The 22,060-nt window shown below is 70.6% G+C and carries 24 protein-coding genes; 14 read left to right on the top strand and 10 right to left on the bottom strand.

What is annotated here, in order from left to right; genetic code table 11:
* Positions 1-300: 300 nt before the first annotated feature.
* From ACGFIO_RS25785 to ACGFIO_RS25765, 5 genes are all read left to right on the top strand, one after another.
* Positions 301-1,737, top strand: coding sequence for a pyridoxal phosphate-dependent decarboxylase family protein (locus tag ACGFIO_RS25785; RefSeq protein WP_392829323.1), 1,437 nt, complete (start codon positions 301-303; stop codon positions 1,735-1,737).
* A gap of 17 nt (positions 1,738-1,754) precedes the next feature.
* Entirely contained in the window at positions 1,755-2,300 is a 546-nt protein-coding gene (locus tag ACGFIO_RS25780) for an NADH-quinone oxidoreductase subunit B (protein ID WP_392829322.1), read from the top strand.
* A 10-nt stretch (positions 2,301-2,310) separates the two neighbouring features.
* Positions 2,311-3,615, top strand: a complete 1,305-nt coding sequence (locus tag ACGFIO_RS25775) for a DUF2252 domain-containing protein (protein WP_392829320.1) — start codon at positions 2,311-2,313, stop codon at positions 3,613-3,615.
* 73 nt (positions 3,616-3,688) lie between these two features.
* Entirely contained in the window at positions 3,689-4,357 is a 669-nt protein-coding gene (locus tag ACGFIO_RS25770; RefSeq protein WP_392829318.1) for an NADH-quinone oxidoreductase subunit C, read from the top strand.
* Positions 4,357-5,316 (top strand): NADH-quinone oxidoreductase subunit H, encoded by a 960-nt coding sequence (locus tag ACGFIO_RS25765; protein WP_392829316.1) that lies wholly within the window; start codon positions 4,357-4,359, stop codon positions 5,314-5,316. Before ACGFIO_RS25770 ends, ACGFIO_RS25765 begins: the two co-directional genes overlap by 1 nt.
* On the opposite strand, the gene ACGFIO_RS25760 is transcribed toward ACGFIO_RS25765, so the two are convergent.
* The 3 genes from ACGFIO_RS25760 to ACGFIO_RS25750 are packed head-to-tail and all read right to left on the bottom strand — an operon-like array spanning position 5,309 to position 6,742.
* Positions 5,309-6,130, bottom strand: coding sequence for a transglutaminase domain-containing protein (locus tag ACGFIO_RS25760; protein WP_392829315.1), 822 nt, complete (start codon positions 6,128-6,130; stop codon positions 5,309-5,311). The genes ACGFIO_RS25765 and ACGFIO_RS25760 overlap by 8 nt on opposite strands.
* 34 nt (positions 6,131-6,164) lie before the next feature.
* Positions 6,165-6,389 (bottom strand): hypothetical protein, encoded by a 225-nt coding sequence (locus ACGFIO_RS25755; protein WP_392829558.1) that lies wholly within the window; start codon positions 6,387-6,389, stop codon positions 6,165-6,167.
* On the bottom strand, positions 6,278-6,742 hold the full coding sequence (locus tag ACGFIO_RS25750) for a Uma2 family endonuclease (RefSeq protein WP_392829314.1): 465 nt from the start codon (positions 6,740-6,742) through the stop codon (positions 6,278-6,280). Before ACGFIO_RS25750 ends, ACGFIO_RS25755 begins: the two co-directional genes overlap by 112 nt.
* Positions 6,743-6,848: 106 nt before the next feature.
* On the opposite strand from ACGFIO_RS25750, the gene ACGFIO_RS25745 reads away from it, so the two are divergent.
* The 6 genes from ACGFIO_RS25745 to ACGFIO_RS25720 are packed head-to-tail and all read left to right on the top strand — an operon-like array spanning position 6,849 to position 13,378.
* Positions 6,849-7,574, top strand: a complete 726-nt coding sequence (locus ACGFIO_RS25745; protein WP_392829312.1) for a NuoI/complex I 23 kDa subunit family protein — start codon at positions 6,849-6,851, stop codon at positions 7,572-7,574.
* Positions 7,571-8,224 (top strand): NADH-quinone oxidoreductase subunit J, encoded by a 654-nt coding sequence (locus tag ACGFIO_RS25740; RefSeq protein ID WP_392829310.1) that lies wholly within the window; start codon positions 7,571-7,573, stop codon positions 8,222-8,224. The genes ACGFIO_RS25745 and ACGFIO_RS25740 overlap by 4 nt, the downstream gene beginning before the upstream one ends.
* Positions 8,225-8,539, top strand: coding sequence for an NADH-quinone oxidoreductase subunit NuoK (gene nuoK / locus ACGFIO_RS25735; RefSeq protein ID WP_392829308.1), 315 nt, complete (start codon positions 8,225-8,227; stop codon positions 8,537-8,539). It begins immediately after the preceding gene.
* Positions 8,536-10,431: an NADH-quinone oxidoreductase subunit L gene (locus ACGFIO_RS25730; protein ID WP_392829306.1), complete on the top strand. Its 1,896-nt coding sequence runs from the start codon at positions 8,536-8,538 to the stop codon at positions 10,429-10,431. The genes nuoK and ACGFIO_RS25730 overlap by 4 nt, the downstream gene beginning before the upstream one ends.
* Positions 10,428-11,990 carry a NuoM family protein gene (locus ACGFIO_RS25725; RefSeq protein ID WP_392829304.1) on the top strand — a complete coding sequence of 521 codons (1,563 nt, stop codon included), beginning with the start codon at positions 10,428-10,430 and terminating at the stop codon, positions 11,988-11,990. Before ACGFIO_RS25730 ends, ACGFIO_RS25725 begins: the two co-directional genes overlap by 4 nt.
* Positions 11,987-13,378 carry an NADH-quinone oxidoreductase subunit N gene (locus ACGFIO_RS25720; RefSeq protein WP_392829303.1) on the top strand — a complete coding sequence of 464 codons (1,392 nt, stop codon included), beginning with the start codon at positions 11,987-11,989 and terminating at the stop codon, positions 13,376-13,378. Before ACGFIO_RS25725 ends, ACGFIO_RS25720 begins: the two co-directional genes overlap by 4 nt.
* A 66-nt stretch (positions 13,379-13,444) precedes the next feature.
* On the opposite strand, the gene ACGFIO_RS25715 is transcribed toward ACGFIO_RS25720, so the two are convergent.
* From ACGFIO_RS25715 to ACGFIO_RS25685, 7 genes are all read right to left on the bottom strand, one after another.
* Positions 13,445-13,678, bottom strand: a complete 234-nt coding sequence (locus ACGFIO_RS25715) for a winged helix-turn-helix domain-containing protein (RefSeq protein WP_392829301.1) — start codon at positions 13,676-13,678, stop codon at positions 13,445-13,447.
* Positions 13,679-14,424: 746 nt separating this feature from the next.
* Positions 14,425-15,189 carry an SHOCT domain-containing protein gene (locus tag ACGFIO_RS25710; protein ID WP_392829300.1) on the bottom strand — a complete coding sequence of 255 codons (765 nt, stop codon included), beginning with the start codon at positions 15,187-15,189 and terminating at the stop codon, positions 14,425-14,427.
* 60 nt (positions 15,190-15,249) lie between these two features.
* Entirely contained in the window at positions 15,250-16,497 is a 1,248-nt protein-coding gene (locus ACGFIO_RS25705) for an aspartate aminotransferase family protein (RefSeq protein WP_392829298.1), read from the bottom strand.
* Positions 16,498-16,506: 9 nt separating this feature from the next.
* Positions 16,507-17,130 (bottom strand): MOSC domain-containing protein, encoded by a 624-nt coding sequence (locus ACGFIO_RS25700; RefSeq protein ID WP_392829296.1) that lies wholly within the window; start codon positions 17,128-17,130, stop codon positions 16,507-16,509.
* A complete protein-coding gene (locus ACGFIO_RS25695) occupies positions 17,127-17,378 on the bottom strand; it encodes a GNAT family N-acetyltransferase (RefSeq protein ID WP_392829294.1) in 252 nt (83 codons plus the stop codon). Before ACGFIO_RS25695 ends, ACGFIO_RS25700 begins: the two co-directional genes overlap by 4 nt.
* 12 nt (positions 17,379-17,390) lie before the next feature.
* Entirely contained in the window at positions 17,391-18,386 is a 996-nt protein-coding gene (locus tag ACGFIO_RS25690; protein ID WP_392829293.1) for an LLM class flavin-dependent oxidoreductase, read from the bottom strand.
* Entirely contained in the window at positions 18,383-19,240 is an 858-nt protein-coding gene (locus ACGFIO_RS25685; RefSeq protein WP_392829292.1) for a LysR family transcriptional regulator, read from the bottom strand. Before ACGFIO_RS25685 ends, ACGFIO_RS25690 begins: the two co-directional genes overlap by 4 nt.
* 70 nt (positions 19,241-19,310) lie before the next feature.
* On the opposite strand from ACGFIO_RS25685, the gene ACGFIO_RS25680 reads away from it, so the two are divergent.
* The 3 genes from ACGFIO_RS25680 (at position 19,311) to ACGFIO_RS25670 (ending at position 21,994) form a co-directional block, all read left to right on the top strand.
* Positions 19,311-19,655, top strand: a complete 345-nt coding sequence (locus ACGFIO_RS25680) for a hypothetical protein (RefSeq protein WP_392829291.1) — start codon at positions 19,311-19,313, stop codon at positions 19,653-19,655.
* Positions 19,656-19,722: 67 nt separating this feature from the next.
* Complete coding sequence (gene htpX / locus ACGFIO_RS25675; RefSeq protein WP_392829290.1) at positions 19,723-20,592, top strand: zinc metalloprotease HtpX; 870 nt, start codon at positions 19,723-19,725, stop codon at positions 20,590-20,592.
* Between the two features lie 136 nt (positions 20,593-20,728).
* Positions 20,729-21,994 carry an MFS transporter gene (locus ACGFIO_RS25670; RefSeq protein ID WP_392829289.1) on the top strand — a complete coding sequence of 422 codons (1,266 nt, stop codon included), beginning with the start codon at positions 20,729-20,731 and terminating at the stop codon, positions 21,992-21,994.
* Positions 21,995-22,060 lie beyond the last annotated feature (66 nt).

Raw genomic sequence — 22,060 nt, 5'->3', positions numbered from 1 at the left:
TGAGTGCGTACGTGACGAGCGGCCTGTGCTCTGAGTGCGTACGTGACGAGCGGCCTGTGCTCTGAGTGCGTACGTGACGAGCGGCCTGTGCTCTGAGTGCGTACGTGACGAGCGGCCTGTGCTCTGAGCGCATACCCGACGAGCGTCCTTTGCTCTGAGCACATATATGCATCAGGCCCTGAGGGATGCGTATATGTGCTCAGAGCAAGGCCCCTTGCTCTGAGCACAAATTTGCATCGGGCCGGGGTGATGCATATATGTGCTCAGAGCAAAGGGAGCAGCTGGGATAGCGTCGGCGGCATGATCGATGCGCTGCCGCCGACCGGCGTTTCCGCTGCTCAGGTGCTGGCCGAGCTGCGTGAGCTGCGCGCCGCCGACCTCCCCACGCACGGCGGCCGGCTGTTCGCGTACGTCTACGACGCCGACATCGCCGGGCTGGACGAGCTGGCGCAGGCCGCGTACGCCCTCTCCGCGCACGTCAACGGCCTCGACCCGACCGCCTTCCCGTCGCTCCTGGCGATGGAGAACGCCCTGGTCGGCGCGGCCGCCCGGCTGCTCGGCGGCACCAGCGAGACGGTGGGCACGGTGACCAGCGGCGGCACCGAGTCGCTGCTGCTCGCGGTGAAGGCGGCCCGCGACGCCCGCCCGGAGATCGACCAGCCCCGGATCGTGGTGCCGTCGACCGCGCACGCCGCGTTCGCCAAGGCCGCCCACTACCTGCGCGTCGGACTCGACGTGGTGCCGGTCAACCAGGACCTGCGCGCCGATCCGGAGGCCATGCGGGCGGCCATCCGTTACGAGACAGTGCTGGTGGCGGCGTCGGCGCCGTCGTACGCGCACGGGGTGATCGACCCGATCGCGGAGGTCGCCGAGGCGGCGGCGAGCCTGGACGTGCGCTGCCACGTGGACGCATGCTTCGGCGGCTGGGTGCTGCCCTATCTGCGCCGGCTGGGCGCCGAGCTGCCGGCCTTCGACCTGTCCGTGCCCGGCGTCACCAGCATCTCGGTGGATCTGCACAAGTACGCGTACGCGCCCAAGGGTGTCTCCGTGCTTCTGCACCGTGACCAGGCGCTGCGGCTGCCGCAGTACTTCGCGTACGCGGACTGGCCGGGCTACACGATGATCAACCCGGGGGTGTCGTCGACCCGGTCCGGCGGGCCGATCGCCGCCGCGCTGGCCGTGTTGCGCCACGTCGGCGACGCCGGATATCTGGACCTGGCCCGGGAGACCCGTGAGGCTGTGGTCACCCTGGCCGCGGCGGTGCAGGCGACCGAGGGGGTACGCCTGTACGCGCCGGCTGAGACGACGGTGGTCTGCCTGACCACCGAGGACGGCGTGGACCCGTTCGTACTCGCCGACGAACTGGCCGCCCGCGGCTGGCACACCCAGCCCCAGCTCGGGTACGGCAAACTCCCGCCGACCATCCACCTGACCGTGACCGCCGCGGTGCGCCCGACCACCGCCGCGTTCGCGTCCGACCTGGTCGACGCGGTCGCCGCCACCCGCGCCCGCGGCCCGGTCCGGCTCCCCGCCGACCTGCTGGCCACGGCGGGCGCGCTGACCCCGGCGGCGGTGACCCCGCAGCTGGTCGCCGGGCTGGCCGCCGGGCTCGGCCTGTCCGACGGCGCCGCCGGTCCCATGGCCGCCGTGAACACGCTGCTGAACGTGGCACCCCCGGCCCTGCGCGAGGCCCTGCTGACCGGCTTTCTCAGCCAGTTGCAGCGGCCGGTGCTCTGAGGCGTACCTTAATTGCCGTGGCCTTGCCTGGAGTTCTCGGAGAGCCCATCCGGTTCGTGCTGAACTGGGGGCGCCGCTACTCGCTGTGGGTCTTCAACTTTGGCCTGGCCTGCTGCGCGATCGAGTTCATCGCGTCCAGCATGGGCCGGCACGACTTCATGCGGCTGGGTGTGATCCCGTTCGCGCACGGCCCGCGGCAGGCCGACCTGATGGTGGTGTCGGGCACGGTCACCGACAAGATGGCGCCGGCCATCAAACGACTTTATGACCAGATGCCCGAGCCCAAATACGTGATCTCGTTCGGTTCCTGCTCCAACTGCGGCGGCCCGTACTGGGACTCGTACTCGGTGACCAAGGGTGTCGACCAGCTCATCCCGGTCGATGTCTACGTGCCCGGCTGCCCGCCCCGCCCCGAGGCGCTGCTGCACGGCATCCTGCGCCTGCAGGAAAAGATCGCCGGTGAGCAGTCCGGCCCCGGCGGTGTGCCCCGGCCCGACCCGCTGCGCGACGCGGCCTCGTTGTCTGCCCCGTTGGTCGTCCCGCCGGTGGCATCCGGGGGATAATCTCCGGTTCATGACCGAACAGTCGCGGGCCGACTTCATCATCGACGTACTGAGCAGGGAATTCGGCGACCTGATGGCGCAGGATCCCGCGGCCTTCCGGCGTAAGTTCCGAAAGATGGCGGCGTCGCCGTTCGCCTTCTACCGGGGCAGTGCGTCGCTGTTCTACGCCGACCTGACCGGCTCGTACGCCGATGATCGATTTCTGGACGAGCACACCAGCCGGGTGTGGATCCACGGTGACCTGCACGCCGAGAACTTCGGCACCTACATGAACGCCGACGGCCAGCTCGTCTTCAACGTCAACGACTTCGACGAGGCGTACGTGGGGCCGTTCTCCTGGGACCTCAAACGGTTCTGTGCCAGCGTGGCGCTGATCGGGTACGCCAAGGCGCTCTCCGACGACCACATCACCGCCCTGGTCCGCACGTTCGCCGAGTCCTACCTGACCGAGCTGCGCGCGATCGCGAAGGGCGGCGACGACGCGATCGGCTCGATCACGCTCAAGACCGCCGACGGCGTGCTGCGCGAGGTGCTGCAGGAGGCGCGGCTGAACACCCGGGTCGACCTGCTGGCCGGGCAGACCGCGATCGAGAACTACGAGCGCCGGTTCTCGGTCGGCGACGGCGTTTTCGAGGTCGACGGCGAAACCGAGGCGGCCGTGCGCGAGGCGTTCGACCGCTACCTGACGACGCTGCCGGAGCGGAGCCGGCCGCTGTCCACCAAGATCAAGGACATCAAGCTGCGCAAGGGCGTGGGCATCGGCTCGGCCGGGCTGCCGTCGTACAACCTGCTGCTCGAGGGGCACACCGAGGCGCTCGAGAACGACGTGATCATCTACATGAAGCAGGCGCAGGTTCCGGCCGTCGCCCGCTGGATCGACGACGAGCGGGTCAAGGCCTATTTCAAGCACCAGGGCCACCGTACGGCCGAGTCGCAGCACGCGTTGCAGGCGCACGCCGACCCGTGGGTGGGCTACACCGATCTGCACGGGGTGGGTCAGCTGGTCGCCGAGGTGTCGCCGTACGCGGCCGACCTGGACTGGGCCGACGTGAACGAGCCGGAGGAACTGTCCGGCGTGATCAGCGATCTGGGCCGCGCGGTGGCCCGGATGCACTCGGTCGCCGATGACGAGTCGTCGCACGACCTGGTCGACTTCTCCACCGAGGAGTCGATCGTCGCCGTGGTCGACCAGGATCCCGAGGGTTTCGTCACGCACCTGATCGAGTTCGCCCACCGTTACGGCGACCAGGCCCGCGAGGACCACCAGGACTTCGTCGACGTCTTCCGCAACGGCCGCCTCCCGGGCCTCAACTGACAGTTCCAGCTCCGGGCGGCCGATACCGCCCGGGGCTACCACCGGTTCTGAGCGTCGCGCATAGGATGCCTGCATGACGCCCGAAGAGGTCGGCGAGCGACTCGTCGCACTGCTGGCGGAAGCACCGGCGCCCGCCCCGGTGGTCACCACGGCGATCGCCGCGCCGGAGGCCGACGCGGTCGCCGCGGCCGCCGCCGCGGAGGCTGACGAGGTCGCGGCGAGCGTGTCCGGCGGCGGCGAGGGGCACGCCCGCGCGGTCGTCGACGTTCCGGTCGCCCGCTGGTGGCAGGCCGCCGGCCTGGCCCTCGACCCGGGCGGGCTGGGCTGCGATTTCTTCGACTGGCTGTCCGCGGTGGACGAGCTCGACGGCGGCTTCTCGGTGGTCGCCCACCTGTGGTCGACCCGCCGCAAGCACGGTGTGCTGCTGCGGGCCCGGGCGCCCAAGGACAACCCGGTGGTCGAGACGCTCACCGACCTCTACCCGGGCGCCGCGTGGCACGAGCGCGAGACGTACGAGATGTTCGGCATCGCCTTCGCCCGGCACCCCGACCTGCGACCGCTGCTCCTGCCGCCCGGCTTCGAGGGGCATCCGCTGCGCAAGGAGTTCATCCTGGCCTCGCGGGTGGCCAAGGCCTGGCCCGGCGCCAAGGAGCCGGGGGAGTCCGAGGGCGGCGGCCCGGCCAAGCGGGCACCGATACGGCCGCCCGGCGTACCCGCTCCGGGCGAATGGGGTCCACGCTGATGCCGCTCTGGCTCGACCTGGCCGTCCGGGTGGTCGCCGTGGTGCTCGGCTTCCTGATCCTGCCGTTGGTCGTGGGCCAGACCGAGCACAAGGTCATGGCCCACATGCAGGCACGGCTGGGCCCGATGTACGCCGGAGCGTTCCACGGCTGGGCCCAGCTGATCGCCGACGGCGTCAAGTTCGTGCAAAAGGAGGACATCACGCCGCGGGCGGCCGACCGTACCGTCTTCCGGTTGGCACCCCTGGTCGCGCTCTTCCCGTACCTCCTGGTCTTTCTGGCCCTGCCCCTCGGACCCGGCGGCCTCGTCGCCCAGGCCATGGACGTCGGCCTGTTCTTCGTCCTGGCCGTGCTCGGTGTCGGCGTGGTGGCCGTGCTGATGTCGGCGTGGGCCTCGGCCAACAAATACAGCCTGCTCGGCGGCCTGCGCGGCGCGGCCCAGCTGCTCGGGTACGAGCTGCCGCTGGTGCTCGCCGCGGCCAGCGTGGCCATGGCCGCCGGCACGCTCAGCCTGCCCGGCATCGTCGAGGCGTGGCGCCCGTGGTGGCTGATCTGGCAGCTGCCGGCGGCGCTCGTGTTCTTCGTGTCCGGCCTGGCCGAGATCCGCCGCCCGCCGTTCGACATGCCGATCGCCGACTCCGAGCTGGTCTTCGGCTACATGACCGAGTACACCGGCCTGCGCTTCGCGTTCTTCCTGCTGGCCGAATACGTCGGCATCGTTGTGATCGCCGGCCTGACCACGATCCTGTTCCTCGGCGGCTGGCACGGCCCGTTCGCCGACCACCTCGGCTGGCTGTGGACGCTGGCCAAGACGTTCGCGGTGTCCTTCGTGATCATCTGGCTCCGGGTCAGCTATCCCCGCCTGCGCGAGGACCAGCTGCAACGCCTGTGCTGGCTGGTCCTCGTGCCGGTCGCGCTCGGCCAGCTGGTGCTGACCGCGGTGGTGAAGGTCCTCACCTGACCGCTTCGTCGCGTTCCCTCAAGGCATTCCAAACCTTGTCGGGTACGCGGACCCGATCGTCGTTCGCGGTGTCGACCCGACCGGCGGCCAGCCGATCGAAGAACTCCCAGTCGTCCGGTTCCCGGTCCCGTTCGGGCATCGCACCCCAGCAGTCCCACGGCAACATCTCGACGTTGTCCAGGGCGGCCGCGTCCCGCACCATGTTCCCGGCGATCCACCACCAGCCCTGGCCGACGCCGGTCAGCCCGTACCGCTGCGGGTCGTCCTGCCCGTCCCGGCACCGCCGCCATCCGTCTCCCGCGACGATGAACACATCCCGCGCGATGTCCGTGACGTCGAAGTCAGCCTTGATCGCGTCCCCGAACACGGAGTCGATCTGCGCGTCGAACAGCCGCCACCGTTGCCCGTCATGAAACTCGGCGACCCAGTGATCGCCGCGCATCCCGTCCCCGAAGTACGTCCCGAACCCGCACCGGGCCCGAGCCGCCACACCGGCCCGCCGCAGCAGCGTCACGGCCAGCACGGTGAACCCGCGGCAGTTGGTCACGAGCCGCCGATCCGGTGTCCGGGCCTGGTCCAGCGGCCGCCCGTCGAGAGCCACGATCCCCGCGAGCATGTCCGACACCTTCCGCAGGTGCACGGTCTCCTTCTGCGCGTCGGTCAGCGTGACCCCGTACAGGTCCCCCAGAAACTCATGGATCAGCAGCCCCTGAACCACCCGCCCGACCCCGGCCACGTCCGCCGGCAGCCCGTCCAGCCGCCCGCTGAGCTCGCCCGGGTCGGTCATCACCCCGGGGCGCATGTAATCAGTCATGCCACCCACGAGACCGCCTGACACAGTGTCAGAGTCAAGCCTGCTTGAACTGAGGCGGCGTCAACCGGCTGATCGGGATGTCGATCCGCCACGGCTCGTCGAGAACAATCGCATCGCGGAACGTGCCGATGAGCTGATAGCTCTCGTTTACCGGGTCCAGCCGGTGAACATGGACGGCGATGCCGCCGTCGGTCTCGATGCGCCAGAAATACGGAATGCCGGCGCCGGCGTAGATGGCCGGCTTGGTGATGCGATCCATCCCCACTGACGTCGGTGAACGACCTCGGCGGCGAGGACCAGTTCGTGGGGTTCATACAGTCGCCCGGTCCGGTCGGCCGCGGCCGCGGTGATGACGAGCACGTCCGGAGCGAAAGATCGGCGCTCACTGAACCGGACGTCGACGTTCTGGGTGACCGCTTGATCGGGCGGACAGAAATCTTCGAGCGCGACGACCAGCCGAGCCGCCAGTGTCTGATGAATACGGGAGGGGGAGGGAGAGACGAGGAGCACTCCATCGAGCAACTCGCGGCGGACGTTGTCATCGGGGAAGCGTTCCAAGTCCTCAGCGGTCCACCCGTTGGCGGGCGGGTGCTCGCTCGTCGCAGCGGTCATTTCGGGCCTCCAGAGAGGGGCGCTCACCCTTTGACTCACCGTACCGGAAGATCCACACGGGGGGCCTGCTCGCACCCGAGGGAGTGAGGGGGCAGGATGGTCACTTGTGAGTGAGAACGGGGAGAAGAGCACGCCGGGAGCGGGCCTGATCAACGGGCTCGCGGTCACGCTGCGCACGATGACCAAGCGCAGTACGACCCAGCAGTACCCGGATGTCGAGCCCGAGCTGCCGCCCCGCTCGCGCGGGGTGATCGCCCTGCTCGAGGAGAACTGCACGGTCTGCATGCTGTGCGCCCGGGAGTGCCCGGACTGGTGCATCTACATCGACTCGCACAAGGAAGAGGTCGTCGTCCCGGGGGCGGCCCGGCCGCGGCAGCGCAACGTGCTCGACCGGTTCGACATCGACTTCTCGCTGTGCATGTACTGCGGCATCTGCATCGAAGTGTGCCCGTTCGACGCGCTCCACTGGACGCCCGAGTTCGAGTATTCCGAGCTGGACCTCCGCGACCTGCTGCACGACAAGCAGCGGCTGGGCGAGTGGATGCCGACCGTGCCGCCGCCGCCCGCCCACGACGTGCTCGGCGAGCCCTCGAAGGAGGAGGCGACCGCGGCCAAGAAGGCCGCCGGCCCGGGCGCGGCCACCGCGGCCAAGAGCGTCCCGGCCCGCCCCCGCCGCGAACCTCCCGCGAAGGCCGCCCCGCCTGCGGAAAGCCCCGTGCCGCCGGTGACGAAGGCCGCCCTGCCTGCGGAAAGCCCCGTGCCGCCGGTGACGAAGGCCGCCCTGCCTGCGGAAAGCCCCGCGCCCGCACCGGATGCGGAGTCTGAAGGGTGACCGTCGCCGACGCTCTGCTGCTGGCGCTCGGCGTGGTCGCGATCGGCGCCGGCGCCCTCGTCGTCACCTCCAAGCATCTGGTCCGGGCCGGTCTCTACCTGGTCGTCGGCCTGGGCGCGATCGCCGGCCTCTACCTGGTCCTCGGGGCCGAGCTGGTCGCCTGGGTCCAGGTGCTGGTCTACGTCGGCGCGGTCGTCGTACTCCTGCTCTTCGCCGTGATGTTGACCCGCGCCCCGATCGGCGCCTCCGACGACCTGGACCGACCGGCCTGGCCGGCCCTGCTGGTCGGCGGGGGAGTGGGCCTGGGCCTGGCCGCGTTGCTGGCCGACGCCTTCCGCTGGGCGATCTACCCGCTACCGGAGGCCGGCACCACGGCGCGGATGGGTACGCAGATCTTCGGCAGCTGGGTCCTGCCCTTCGAGGTGATCTCCATCCTGCTGCTGGCCGCCCTGGTCGGTGCGATCATCCTGTCCCGGCCCGACATCACGGGCCGCGACGCTGAAGCGCCCGGCGCCACATTGCGTGACGCTGAAGCGCCCGGCGCCACATTGCGTGACGCCGAAGGGTCCGGCGTCACAGTGCGCGACGCCGAAGCGGCCGGCGTCACGGGGAGCGACACAAAAGGGTCCGACATCAAGGGGCGTGACTAGGTGCACGCGGTGATCCCGTACGCGATCGCGGCCATCCTCTTCGGGCTGGGCGTCTACGGCGTGCTGCGGCGGCGCAACGCGATCCTGGTGCTGATGGCCGTCGAGCTGATGCTGAACGCGGTCAACCTGGTCTTCGTCACGGCCGACGTCACGACCAGGAGCGCCACGCCGCACGCGGGAGCGGTGTTCACGCTGTTCGTCATCGTGCTGGCCGCCGCCGAGGTGGGCGTCGGGCTGGCCATCGTCCTGCAGTACTACCGGCTGCGCCGGGCCGTGGCGATCGACGAGGTCGAGCTCGAGCGGGTCGACGGATGATCGCGGCGCTGCTCCCGGGCGTACCCCTGCTGCTCGGTCTGGTCGGTCTGCTCCTGAATCCGGGCGATCGGGCCGGCCGGAAGCGAGCCGCCGCGCTCGGAGTCACCGGTGCGGCAGTGGCGTTCGGGCTGACCGTGGCCCTGCTGATCGTTGCCGACGGTCCCTTTCAAGGGCAGATCAGCTGGGTACGCCTCGGCGACCTGAACGTGACCCTGGCGTTCTCGGCCGGCACCGCCGCGCTCTACGTCTGTCTCGCGGTGACGGTGGTGGCCCTGGCCGTTCAGATCTACTCGATCGGTTACCTCCACGACGACCCCCGCTACGCACCGTATGCAGCGCAGATATCGCTGTTCACCGGCGCGATGCTGCTCGTGGTGACCGCCGGTGACCTGATCCTGCTGCTGGTCGGCTGGGAGGTGATGGGCGTCTGCTCATACCTGCTGATCGGTCACGACCGCCGGCTGCCCGAGGCCCCGGCCGCCGCGGTCAAGGCGTTCCTGGTCACCCGGGTCGGCGACGTCGGCTTTCTGCTCGGCATCGCGCTGCTGGGCTGGTCGGCCCGCTCGTTCCGGATCGCCGACGTGCTCGCCCACCCCTACTCGACCGGCACCCTGACCGCCGCGTTGCTGCTGGTCCTGGCCGGGGCGGCCGGCAAGAGCGCCCAGTTCCCGCTGCACACCTGGCTGCCCGACGCGATGGCCGGCCCGACGCCGATCTCCGCGCTGATCCACGCGGCCACCATGGTCGCCGCCGGCGTGTACGTGGTGTTCCGGCTCTATCCGCTCTATGCGCGGTCCCCGGCGGCGCTGGCCACCCTCGGTGTGATGGCCGCGGTCACCCTGCTGCTCGGTGCGCTCGCCGCGACCGCCCAGGACGACCTCAAGCGGGTGCTGGCCTGGTCGACCGTCTCGCAGATCGGCTACATGACCGGTGCGCTGGCCGTCGGCTCGCCCGCCGCCGCCCTGTTTCACCTGCTCACCCACGCCGCCTTCAAGGCGCTGCTGTTCCTCGCGGCCGGCGCGGTGATCCACGCGGTCGGCACCAACTACCTGTCCCGGATGGGCGGTCTGCGCCGGGCGATGCCGGCCACCTTCTGGGCCTTCGTGGTCGGGCTGGCCGCGCTGGCCGGGCTGCCGCCGCTGGCCGGCTTCTGGTCGAAGGAGAACGTTCTGGTCGCCGCCGCGCACGCCACCGGCGGCGGTGAGCCGGTGCCGGCCTGGACCGCCTGGACCGTCTGGGTCGCGGCGCTGGTCGGCGTGCTGGTCACGGCCTGGTATTCGACCCGGCTGCTGCTGCGGGCGTTCTTCGGACCTTCACGCGCGTACGGGCCGGACGGACCGGACTGGGAGGTCGGCTTCGACGACGCCCGGTACGACGCGCCCGGCGTGGCCCACGATCCGCCGCGGGTGATGCGCTGGCCGGTGCTCGTGCTGGCGGTTCCGGCGGCCCTGCTCGGCCTGGTGGCGTTCGCGCCGGCCTTCCGTACCGCCCTGGAACTCGAACAGCCCCACCTCGACGTGGCCATCCTGCTGCCGTTGCTGCTCCTGGCGACCGGCGCCGGCACGGCCTGGTGGCTGTGGCACGCGGCGCCCGGTGCCGATCCGGTGCTCGCTCTCGGCCGGGTGCGTCCGGTGCTGGCCAACGCGTTCTACCTGGACGCGGTGCAGGACCGGCTGATCGTCCGGCCGGTGCGGGCGCTGGCCGGCGCGGTCAAGTGGACCGACGAACGCGTGGTCGACGGCACGGTCGAGGGCGTGGGCCGCACCGCCACCGGCTTCGGGACGCTGCTCAGCGCCGCGCATCGAGCCGCCCTGCCCCGCGCGGCGGTCGCCGTCTTCACCGGCGCGCTGCTGCTCGGCGTGGTCGCCGCCGTCTACGGAGCCTCGTCATGAACCCCGGCCTCGACCAGTACTCGGTGGCGTTGATCGCCGTCCTCGCCGTGCCCGCCCTGGCCGCCCTGATCGCCGCGCTGCTGCCCGAGCGCGCCGGCAAGCTGGTCGCGTTGGTCGGCGCCGCGGTCACCTTCGGGCTCACCGCGGTGCTGGGACTGGCCGGTTCGGCCGGTCCTCTCGTCCTGAACCACATCACCCCGTGGGCCGAGATCAACTATTCGTGGATCCCGGCGCTGGAGGTCGACTTCCATCTGGCGGTGGACGGCGTCTCCTATCCACTGGTCGTCCTCACGGGTCTGCTGACGCTGCTGTGCTGCGCGTACACCATGAAGCGGGTGCCCGGCGCGGGCTCCGGGCGTACCCTGATGGCCCTGCTCTTGATCTTGGAAGTGGGCATCCTCGGCACCTTCCTGGCCTTCGACCTGGTCCTGTTCTTCCTGTTCTTCGAGGTCACACTGCTGCCGATGTACGCCGTGATCGCCGGCTGGGGCGGCACGGAGCGGCGGCGGGCGGCCCGCAAGTTCGTGCTGTACACGCTGTTCGGCTCGGTGCTCCTGCTGCTCGGCGTGTTCACCGTGGTCGCCGCGGCCGGCACCGCCGACCTCAGTGCCCTGACCGGCGGCCTCGGCCTGTCCCGCGACACGCAATATGTTGCGTTCACGTTGTTCGCGCTGGCGTTCGCGGTGAAGGCCCCGCTGTGGCCGCTGCACACCTGGCTGCCCGACGCGCACACCGAGGCCCCCACGGTCGGCAGCGTGCTGCTGGCCGGGGTGCTGCTCAAGATGGGTACGTACGGCCTGATCCGGATCGGCGTCGGCGTCGCCCCCACCGGTGCCGCCTGGGCCGCACCCGTGCTCGCCGTCCTGGCCGTGGCCGCGATCGTCATCGGTTCGCTGGTGTGTCTGCGGCAGACCGAGCTGAAGCGCCTGATCGCCTACTCCAGCGTCGGCCACATGGGTTTCGTGCTCCTCGGCATCGCCACCCTCACCGTCACCGGGGTGCAGGCCGCGCTGCTCGGCAACGTCGCGCACGGCGTGATCACCGGCCTGCTGTTCTTCCTGGCCGGGGCGATCAAGGACCGTACCCACACCGGCGACCTGGCGTCACTGGGTGGCCTGCGCGAGACGGCGCCGAGGCTGGCCGGGTTGTTCGGCTTCGCCGCGATCGCGTCCCTCGGGCTGCCCGGCCTGGCCGGCTTCTGGGGCGAGGCGTTCGCGGTGGTCGCCGCGGTGCGACGGGGCGGTCCCTTGTGGATCACCTTGGCGGCGATCGCGGCCGTGGGCGGCGCGCTGACCGCCGCATACTTCCTGCGCCTGCTCCGCCGGGTGACGCACGGGGCCCCACCGGCCTTCGTCGCCGACGACTCTTCGCCCACCGCGGTCGCGCTTCCTGAGCCCGCGCCTTCCGCTCCGGCCGCGCCTCTCGCCCTCATCTCGCGCGTCGAATGGCTCGCCTGGGCCCCGCTCGTCCTGCTGGCCCTGGCCGTCGGCCTCGTCCCGTCGCTGGTGCTCTTCGGCACGCTCGACCCGCTCGGCGCGATGACGGAGGCCCTTCGGTGATCCAGTCCATCAACCACCTCGCGCTGCTGCCCCTCTACACCGCGGCCGCCACGGCGGTGCTGGTTCTGGTCGTCGACCTCACGGCCGGCCGGCGCTCCGCGATCTTCGGTACGGCCGCAGCCGGCGCCCTGATCACCGCGGTGGTCCCGTTCCGGGCCCCCGCCCAGGGCACGTTCTGCCTGGCCGGCGCCGGTTGTTCCTGGGCGCCCACCGGTTCGTCGGCCGTTCTCGCCGCCCTGTTCGCGGCCCTGACCCTGGGCGTCCTCGGCCTATCGGCCCGCGTACCCGCCCCACCCGGCGAGTTCTGTCTCCTGCTCACCGCGGCGATGACCGGCGGCGTGGTGGTCGCTTACGCGGGCGATCTGGTCACGCTGATCGTCGGCCTGGAAACCCTGACCCTGCCCCTGTACGTCCTGACGGGACTTCGCCGCACCACCGCCGGAGCCTCCTCCGCCGTGACCTTCTTCCTGATCAGCGTGGTGTCCACCGCGATCGCCCTGATGGGCGCGGCCCTCGTGTTCGCCGCCGCCGGCACCCTCCACCTGGCCGCGTTCACCGCCGTCCCCGCCACCCCGTTGGCCTCGGTCGGGGTGTCCCTGGTGGTGATCGGCTTCGCCTTCAAGGTCGCCGCGGTCCCGTTGCACGCCTGGGCCCCCGCCACCTACGACGGCGCCCCCCTCCCCGTAGCCGCGTACCTCTCCACAGCCTCGAAGCTGGGCGGCGTGATCGCCCTGGCCGCGATCGCGTCCCGCCTCGACACCGGCCCGCTGATCGCGATCCTCGCCGTCCTGACAATGACCGTCGGCAACCTGGTCGCCCTACGTCAGACCGGCATGGTCCGCCTGCTGGCCTGGTCCTCGGTAGCCCAGGCGGGCTACATCCTGGCCCCCCTCGCGCTGGGCGCCGAGGGCACGACCGCGGCCCTGGCCTACGCGACCTTCTTCGTGGCCCTGGAGTTCGTGGCCTTCGCCGTGATCGTCGCCCTGCTGCCTCCCGGCGCCCACGGCGGCGACATAGCCTCCTACCGCGGCGTGGCCCGCCGTTCCCCCTGGCCGGCGGCGGCGTTCGTGCTGGCCCTGTCCGGCCTGGCCGGTCTGCCTCCGGGCTTGGCCGGCCTCTTCGCCAAGGTCACCATCGTCGACACCCTGATCGACCACGGCTGGACCTGGCTCGCCGTCATCGTGGCCGTCAACGCCGTGATCGCCCTGGCCTACTACATCCGCACCGCCGCGATCCTCTACGCTTCGCCGCCCGGTTTGGCGGTGGCCGACCTCCGCCTCCCCAAACTCCCCATCCACTGGCCGGTCGCAACCTCAACGATCGGGGCGGCCGCGGTGGCCGTGGCCCTGGGCTTCATGCCCCAGTTACTGTTCGCCGCGCTCTCCTGAGCCACGGTCACGCTCTCGCCCGGGTCAGCGCCGACTGGCAAGGACCTTGGGCGTGAGCGGCAGCAACTAGGAGCCGCGTTGTGCGTCATCGCGGACGAACACCCCGACACCAGCCAGCGTCTCGGTGATCCCCAAGACTCGTAGGATCTGCATCGCACGGTCGACGACCGGCTCAGTCACCTCGTAATGACCCGTGAGCTCACGTCGGCTGGGCAAGCGCGAGCCCGGCGGAAACTCTCCGGCGTCGATCCGCTGACGCAGGTCGTCGGCGATCTCTTCGTATCGATAACGCGGCGGCACCCTGATCTCCTCGGTTGGCTCCCCGAGTAGACCACCCGCAACTAGCCATTGACTACCCAATACTAGCTGTGGGAGGTTGTCTATGGGCAACCTCGGTTGGCACTTAGGCAGCCCAGACAGCGCGGCGAACGGGTACAGGTCCGCCCGTGGTCAAGACGGAGGCCCGGAGCAGTCATTGTGCTCCGGGCCTCCGCCTGGGCGCACTCTACGTCTGCCCGTCGAGATACCACAGCGGCGTGACGGAGGTCGTACGGTCGCCGTGCCAGGGGCGACCGCTGCTGGGCGGGAGTGAGGGCATGTTCTCGCGCCTTCCGTCATACCGTGCCGTAAGCGTTGTTCGTCGGCCGGAGTGAACGCGGGGGCCGGGCGCCCTACGGAATGCCGTGCTGATCGCGTTGCGGGTGACTGGGCGGCCCTTCGGGGCGACGTAGATTCCGCCCGGCCCGAGGCGGCTGGCGAAGATCCGCCCCGTCGGTCCCGGCGGACACTGTCAATTTCGTCCGCCTCAATGGCGGGACCGTTGGGGTAAGCCGCACCGCGGGCGCCGCACATGGCAAATCGTTGTGCGCACCCGAGCCGGTTCGCGACGCAGCTCGGCTGCCTCCAGGTTGCGTGGCAGTTGCGGGGCCGCGCCACGGCGCCGACCGACGCTTGTGGAGCGCTGGCATGACCGACCTGCCGACGCCGACGCGCTTCGTCGCGGACCCGCGTCGCGAGAAGCCCGCGTTCGGACAGCCAAGGCCGACTCAGGCGCCGGCGGAGTCACCCGTGTCCAGTGCGGGTTTCTCAGCAGGCCGTTGTTGGAGCTCTCGAGGTTTGTCGGCGTCGCCCGGCAACGCCGTACCCGCGGACACCATGGTGCCATGCGCCTCGAAAGCGATCCGTTTGGCTCGTTCGAACTCCTCTTTACTCAGGGCGCCGCTGTCGTGCAGTGAAAAAAGCTGCGTGATCTCGGCGGTCAGGCTGGGTTGCCTCGGGCCGGCCGCGGGAACCTCTACGGTGTCGGAGACTGAGGCCTGCAAAGGTGGGTCCGCGATCGACTCACCGCGGTCATCAATTCGGAGATTTCCGTCGGCGAGCTCGAATGCTCTGCCGTTTCCGCCACTCTCGTCGCCGAGATAGATGTGATACATGTTGCCGGACACGTGGTTGATCGGAGCGACACCCGGATCTTTCTTACTATCCTTCTTTCGCAATGCTCGCGCCCCGACGAGCGCGGTCACGATCGCCGCGATCGCCGCGAGAGTCGGCGGAATCATCGTGATGGTAGTGACCAGCACGCTGGGGTCCGCTCCCGCCGAGCTGGCACCCACCCATGAGCCGACAGAGGCAACGGCAAGAAGACCGAAGATCAACAAGCCGTATCGGATCCACGGGTCATAGACCGCTTGTCGACGGCTGCCGTCAGTTCGCCGGCGTCCCATCCAATAGACGTAGACCGCCATTATCAGGGCGAGCGCGGCGAGCACCACGCCCACAATGCCGGCTACCGAGCCTGCTCGATCGGACACCCCTCAAACGTACGGCAATCCTCAGCGTCCGCGCGGCGGTGGCCCGCACCGACGCTGGGGTCATCGGCCGGACAGGGCCTGGTCGAGGATGGCGAGGCCCTCGGAGAGTTCGTCGCGGGTGGCGGTCAGGGGCGGGGCGATACGGAAGACGCCGCCCATGCCGGGGAGTTGGACGACGTTCATGTGCAGGCCCAGCTCCAAGCAGCGGCGGGTCACCCTCGCGCCCAGTTCATCGGACACCAGCTCCAGGCCGACGAGCAGCCCGCGGCCGCGTACATCGGCAATGGTCTCGTGTTTGGCGGCCAAGTCGCGCAAACCCGCCTGGAGGAAGGCGCCCGACTCGGTCGCCACCCCGTCAAGCTTGTCGCGTTCCAGGATGTCGAGGACGGTGTTGCCGACGGCGGCGACAAGAGGGTCCGAGACGTGGGTGGTGAAGAAGAGGAAGCCTCGGGCGTGGGCTTCGGCCTCTATCTCGGCGCTGGTGATCACCGCGGCCAAGGGGAGGCCCGCGCCCAGGGTTTTGGACAGGGTGAGGATGTCGGGGGCTACGCCGTCGCGTTCGAAGGCGTACCACTGGCCGGTGCGGCACAGGCCGGTCTGCGCCTCGTCGAGAATCAGCAGCATGCCCCGCTCGCGACACTTCCGCTGCAGCGCGGCCAGGTAGCCGAGGGGCGGTTCGATGACGCCGCCGGAGCTGAGGATGGGCTCGACGATGCAGGCGGCCAGGCTGCCGGTGGACTGGGCGTCGATCAGGTCGAAGGCGTAGTCGAGCTGGCGCTGCCAGTCGAAACCGCCGGCGGCGTCGACGAAGTCGGGGCGGAACGGGTTGGGGGTGGGGATGGCGAAGTTGCCGGGGGTGGTGGGGCCGTAGCCCTTGCGGCCGGAGCTGTAGGTGGCGTTGGCGGCGGCCTGGGTCATGCCGTGCCAGCTGCGGGCGAACGAGACGATCTCGTGCTTGCCGGTGACCAGCTTGGCCATCCGGATCGCCGCCTCGTTGGACTCGGCGCCGGTGGTGAGCAGCAGCACCTTCTCGAGCGGGTCGGGCAGCGATTCGGCCAGGCGCCGGGCGAGCTCGAGTACGGGCCGGCTGAGCATGCCACTGAACAGGTGGTCGAGCGTTGCCACCTGCCGCTGGACGGTGGCCACGACCTCGGGGTGGCTGTGTCCGAGGATGGCGCTCATCTGCCCGGACGTGAAGTCGAGCAGACGGCGCCCCTCCTCGGTCCAGAGGTAGCTGCCCTCGGCCCGGGCGATGATCTCCGGCGTGAAGCTGCCCGCCCCGGAGTAGCGGATCAGGTGTCTTGTCACATGACAAATTTAGGCGCTTGTCATGCGGGACGCGATCAGCTCTTCGACCTCGATGTGCTCGGTCATGTAGGCGTGGAACGAGTCGGCGATGGTCACGCCGTGGGCGGGCACGTCGGTGACCACGATGGCGTCGCCGGCCTGGACGTCGCCGGGAGAGACCACTTTGAGGTACGCGCCCGTCCGGTTGGCCTGGGTGAAACGCTTCGTCCACTGGCGCTCGCCCATCCGGGCCTGGAAGGTGGCGCACGGAATGCGCGAACAGGTCGGCGACAGGACGAGGCCACGGTCACCGACGTGCCACAGCTCGCCGACCACCGCCGTGCTCACCCGTACCCCCTCGGTCGTCAGGTTTTCGCCGAACAAGCCACCGGGCAGGGCGCGACCGAGTTCGCCCTCCCACCAGGCGTAGTCCTCCCTGGCGTACGCGTAAACGGCCTGGTCGTCACCGCCGTGGTGCTTGACGTCGAAGATCTGGTCGCCGACGAGCCCGCTGTGCAGACCCGTCCGCTTCGGTCCGGGCGCGCGCACCGCGATCGGATGATCGACCGGCACCTTGTTGATGCCGGTGATGCCGACATTCTTGGCCGTGCTGCGCATCGGCACAGCGACGTTGACCGAGAGCACTCTGCTCACTGGAACAGCACCACCTTCCGGTCCTCCACCGGGCGGTAGCCGAGCCGCTGGTAGAGGGCGTTGCTCGTGGGATTGGCGAGGTCGGTGAAGAGGACGACGTCGGTGGCGCCGTCGTAGAGGTGCGGGCCCCGGCTCGGCGAGGTCTCGGAGAGGGTGAGCGGCACGGTGTTCTCCACCGGGCGGGACCGCAGGAACGGCCCGGCCCGGTCGGGGTAGTCCCGCACGCTGCCGGATATGTGCCAGCTCATCCGGACAGCTTCTTATCCGTTCCAGGCCTTTGCCAAGCGGATTAGCGAGTCCTGGCGCGTCGCCGGGTCGTAGACGACGCCGGCGATCATCAGCTCGTCGGCGCCGGTCCGTTCGACCAGCTGTTCCAGGCCCGCGACGACCTCCTCGGCGGTGCCCGCGTACTGCGTACCCGGCAGCTGGTCGAGCAGCGTCCGGTCCAGGTCGCTGAGCGCGGCCTGTGCCGCGGTCTCGGGCGAGACGATCGGACCGAGCCGGCCGGTACGCAGGCTGAGCGCCATGATCCGGCTCGGGCCGGCCAGGTACTGCGCCTCCTCACTGGTGCCGGCCACGATCACCGAGGCGCTGACCATCGCGTGCGGGGCGGGGTGCCGGGCCGACGGCTGGAACCCGTCGCGGTACAGCCGCAGCGCGTTGTCCACATCGGACGTCATCGCGAAGTGATATGCGTAACAGAAGGGCAGTCCCAGCGCCGCGGCCATCTGCGCGCCGAAGGTGCTCGACCCCAACATCCAGACTTCCGGGTACGAGGTGGGCTCGGGAGTGGCCCGCAGACGTGGCGCACCCTGCTCACTGAGCAGCGCCAGCACCGTGCGCAGATGATCGGGGAACTGCTCGACGGTCAGGTAGGGCGACACACCGCGCAGGGCGGCCGCGGTGGCCTGGTCGGTGCCCGGCGCCCGCCCGATGCCCAGGTCCACCCGGTCCGGGTAGAGCGCCTCGAGCAGCGCGAACTGCTCGGCCACGACGAACGGCATGTGGTTGGGGAGCATCACCCCGCCGGACCCGACCCGGATGCGCGACGTCTGGGCCGCCACCGCCCCGATCAGCGTGGCCGGGCTGGTGGAGGCGACGGCCGGCATGTTGTGGTGCTCGGCGACCCAGAACCGCGCGTACCCGTGCTGATCCGCGGTTTTCGCGATCTCGACCGTGCCACGCAGCGCATCGCCGCTGGAGTGCCCGGCACGGACGGTGGCCAGATCGAGAACGCTGAGCGGAATCTTCGTCACCCACCCAGTCTGCCTCCACCTTCGCTCAGCGACGATGTCGTCGTGGTCACGGCGGCGGCGGTCATAGCGGCGGCCACGAACGCGGCCAGCAGCGGGCGGCGGTCGTGGTCGGGCCAGGCGAGCAGGAGGCGGCTGGGCGGGGCGTCACTTACTGGCACGCCGGTGACGCCGGGCGGGAACGGTTCGACCAGGGAGCGGGGTACGACGGCGGCCATGCGGCCCAGCCTGACCAGCTGGAGGAGCTGGGTCAGGTCGGTGATCTCGGGACCCGGCATGGTCTCGCCAGCCAGATCGGCCAGACCCAGCCGGGCACGGGCGGCCAGCCGGTGGCCGGCGGGCAGCACCGCCACCCGGTCCTCCTCGATCAGCGTCTCGTGGGCCAGCCCGGTGAGGTCGTCGAACGGCGCGTAGAGCAGGCCCACGTCGGCCCGCCCGTCGAGCAGGAAATCGGCGCGGTCGGCCGGGCCGCTGAACACGATGTCGACGCGGCGGGCGCCGGGCTGCCGGGCGTACGCGGCCAGAATGCCGGACAGCAGCCCGGCGTCGCCGCCGGGCTTGAGGACGAGGCGCAGCTGCGACTGACCCTCGGCGGCGCGGCGGGCGTTGCGGACCGCGGCGCTGACCGCGTTGAGGGCGTGCCGTCCATGCTCCAGCAGCGCCTCCCCGCCCGGGGTGAGCTCGACCCGGCGGCTGGACCGGACGAACAGCGGCACACCGAGCCGCGCCTCGATCCGCCGGATGGCCTTGGACAGCGCCGGCTGGGCGATCGACAGCCGGACGGCGGCCCGCCCGAAGTGCAGATCCTCGGCCACCGCGATGAAGTATTCGAGCTCGCGGTTCTCCAGGTCAGCCATGCCCGCAGGTTATCGCTGAAGATCAAAAAGGTCTTGGACGGGTACGCCCGGAGCGGCCGAGAATTGGCCCATGCTCGAACACACGATGATCGTCGCCTTCGAAGAACCGCTGCCCGACGCGGAGCTGGATCAATATCTCGCCGACATCGAAAAGGTCATGCTCGACTCCGGCACCGTGCGGTCGTTCGTCGCACGGCGGCACATCGCCGTCCCCGGTGAAGAGGACATCCCGGCGCTGGTCGCCACCGCGATCGTCCGGTTCACCGTGGCCGACCGGGAGGCCCTGGCCCGGGCGTTCACGGTGCCCGGGCTGCACGAGCTGATCGGACGCTGGCAGGCGCGGCATCCGTACCGGGTCGGATACGCCAACCACGAGCCGCTCACGTTCAGCGACTTCACAGCTACTTCCGGATGATTTCCACGGTTTCCGATGTTCCATCGAGGTGCGAGCCCACCCCGCTCGCAAGTCGAAGGAGTGTCCTGTGCACCGCCATCACAACGGCCTCAAAACGGCCGCTCTGCTGGGTCTGCTGACCGCGCTGATCCTGGCCCTGGGCTACTGGCTCGGCGGCAGCGGCGGCCTGGTGTTCGCTGTGTTCCTGTCGCTGGCCATCAACGCCGGCAGCTACTTCTTCTCGGACAAGCTGGCCCTGCGGGCGATGCGCGCCCAGCCGGTGACCGAGGCGGAATTCCCCGCGCTCCACCAGATCGTCCGGGAGCTGTCGGCCGATGCCGGCCAGCCCATGCCCCGCCTCTACGTGTCGCCGTCGATGCAGCCCAACGCGTTCGCCACCGGCCGCGACCCACGGCACGCGGCGGTCGCCGTCACGGTCGGCATCACCCAGATCCTGGACCGGCGCGAACTGCGCGGCGTCATCGGCCACGAACTGTCGCACGTCTACAACCGCGACATCCTGATCTCCAGCGTCGCGGCCGCCCTGGCCGGCATCGTCACCATGGTCGCCCAGCTGGCGATCTTCCTGCCCTTCGGCGGGGGCGACGACGAGGACTCGCCCAACCCGGCCAGCCTGCTGCTCATGCTGATCCTCGGCCCGCTGGCCGCGACCATCATCCAGCTGGCGATCAGCCGCAACCGCGAGTTCCAGGCCGACGCCTCCGGAGCCACCCTGACCCGCGACCCGCTGGCCCTGGCCAGCGCCCTGGAAAAGATCCACTACGGCGCCCAGCATCTGCCGCTGCCGGCCCAGGGCCAGCTGACCAGCGCCGCCCACCTGATGATCGCCAACCCGTTCAACGCCCGCGGCGTGGCCAACCTCTTCTCCACCCACCCCCCGATGGGCGAGCGCATCGCCCGCCTGCACCGGCAGGCCGCCCTCATCGGTTCCCGCTGACAGCGCGCGCCCGCCCGGCCGGGACTTCGTTCTGCGCGCCGACCACCGCGGCCCGGCCGACGCGGGCGACGCCTCCGGCCGTTAGGGTCGGAGGCGTCGTCTGCTCGTTACGTGGAAACATGCTGGGGGTGGGTCCGTGACCGCGCTGCGGCAATACCTCAGCGTGTGGCGGATGCCCGGCACACCCGTCCTGTGGATCGTCGGCATCCTGGCCCGGCTCGGCATCGGCATGACGCCCCTCGCCCTGCTGCTGCTGGTGCAGAACGCCACCGGACGGTACGCGGCCGCCGGCCTCGCCGGAGCCGTGTACGCGATCGCCGGCGCCGCCGTCAGCCCCCTGGCCGGGCGGCTGGCCGACCGGGCCGGCTCCCGCCCCGTGCTGACGGTCACCGCCGTGTCGCATCCCCTCGGCCTGGCCGGCCTGCTGATCGCCAGCCGCGGCGGAGAGGACGCCCTGCCCCTGATCGTGGTCGCGGCCGGCGTCGCCGGGGCCACGTTCCCACCGGCCACCGCCGCGATCCGCCGTGCCTGGACCGACATGACCGAGGTCGGCTCCGGGCAGCACGACCTCCGCCAGGCCGCCCTGGCCGCCGAGACGTCGCTGTTCGAGCTGGTCTTCGTACTCGGGCCCATGCTGGTGTCGGGGTTCATCGTCATCACCGGCGGCCCCGCGGCGGCAATCATCGCGGCCGGCTCCACCACCCTGGCCGGCACGCTGTGGATCGCCCGGCTGCCCGTCATGCGCCGCAGCCACGAACACGCCGCCGCCACCCGCACCCGAGGCCTCGGCCCGCTGTCCACGAGCGGTTTCCCCGCCCTGCTGGCCTGCGTGTTCGCACTGGGCATCGCCTTCGGCGCGGGCGGCGTGGTCGTCCCCGCGTACGCCGAACAACACGGCGGCGGCGACAGCCTCGGCGGCATCCTCCTCGGCGTCTGGGGCCTGGGCAGCGCCGTCGGCGGCTTCTGGTTCGGCACCCGCCGTCCCACCATGGCCCTGCCGAAGCAGTTCGCCGGCCTGCTCGCCCTGGTCGGCGTCAGCTTCGCCTTGCTGTCCCTGCTGTCGCGCCCCGCGGGTCCCGCGGTGATGGGCTGCGCCCTGGTCATCGCCGGTGCCACCATCGCGCCGGCCCTGACCGTCGAGAACGGCCTGGTCGGCCGCATCGCCCCCGCCTCGATGCTGAACGAGGCCTTCACCTGGATCGTCACCGTCTCGGTAGCCGGCAGCGCCGCCGGCGGCGCCCTCACCGGCGTGATCGTCGACCAGCCCGGCGGCCTGCCGTGGGCCTTCGTGATGGCGGCCGGCGCGCTACTGGCCGGCGCGGCGATCGCCGGTTTCCCCTCCGGTCCGATGGCGCGAGCCGACGAGCGGGCGGCCGCCCGCCTCCGCGAGGCCCTCGGTTGAGCGGCGTTTCAGGCCCGTGCCCGCCCGACGCCGCGGTTCGACTTGGTGGCTTCTGTGGTGTCCGGA

The sequence above is a fragment of the Actinoplanes sp. NPDC049265 genome (assembly GCF_043197135.1).
Taxonomy (GTDB): domain Bacteria; phylum Actinomycetota; class Actinomycetes; order Mycobacteriales; family Micromonosporaceae; genus Actinoplanes.
This window is presented reverse-complemented; position numbering and strand designations above follow the sequence as displayed.

Coding starts and splice junctions, on each gene's coding strand:
- ACGFIO_RS25785 (WP_392829323.1), top strand. CDS start 301: ATGATCGATGCGCTGCCGCCGACCGGCGTTTCCGCTGCTCAGGTGCTG.
- ACGFIO_RS25775 (WP_392829320.1), top strand. CDS start 2,311: ATGACCGAACAGTCGCGGGCCGACTTCATCATCGACGTACTGAGCAGG.
- ACGFIO_RS25770 (WP_392829318.1), top strand. CDS start 3,689: ATGACGCCCGAAGAGGTCGGCGAGCGACTCGTCGCACTGCTGGCGGAA.
- ACGFIO_RS25765 (WP_392829316.1), top strand. CDS start 4,357: ATGCCGCTCTGGCTCGACCTGGCCGTCCGGGTGGTCGCCGTGGTGCTC.
- ACGFIO_RS25760 (WP_392829315.1), bottom strand. CDS start 6,130: ATGACTGATTACATGCGCCCCGGGGTGATGACCGACCCGGGCGAGCTC.
- ACGFIO_RS25755 (WP_392829558.1), bottom strand. CDS start 6,389: ATGGATCGCATCACCAAGCCGGCCATCTACGCCGGCGCCGGCATTCCG.
- ACGFIO_RS25750 (WP_392829314.1), bottom strand. CDS start 6,742: ATGACCGCTGCGACGAGCGAGCACCCGCCCGCCAACGGGTGGACCGCT.
- ACGFIO_RS25730 (WP_392829306.1), top strand. CDS start 8,536: ATGATCGCGGCGCTGCTCCCGGGCGTACCCCTGCTGCTCGGTCTGGTC.
- ACGFIO_RS25725 (WP_392829304.1), top strand. CDS start 10,428: ATGAACCCCGGCCTCGACCAGTACTCGGTGGCGTTGATCGCCGTCCTC.
- ACGFIO_RS25695 (WP_392829294.1), bottom strand. CDS start 17,378: ATGAGCTGGCACATATCCGGCAGCGTGCGGGACTACCCCGACCGGGCC.
- ACGFIO_RS25685 (WP_392829292.1), bottom strand. CDS start 19,240: ATGGCTGACCTGGAGAACCGCGAGCTCGAATACTTCATCGCGGTGGCC.
- ACGFIO_RS25680 (WP_392829291.1), top strand. CDS start 19,311: ATGCTCGAACACACGATGATCGTCGCCTTCGAAGAACCGCTGCCCGAC.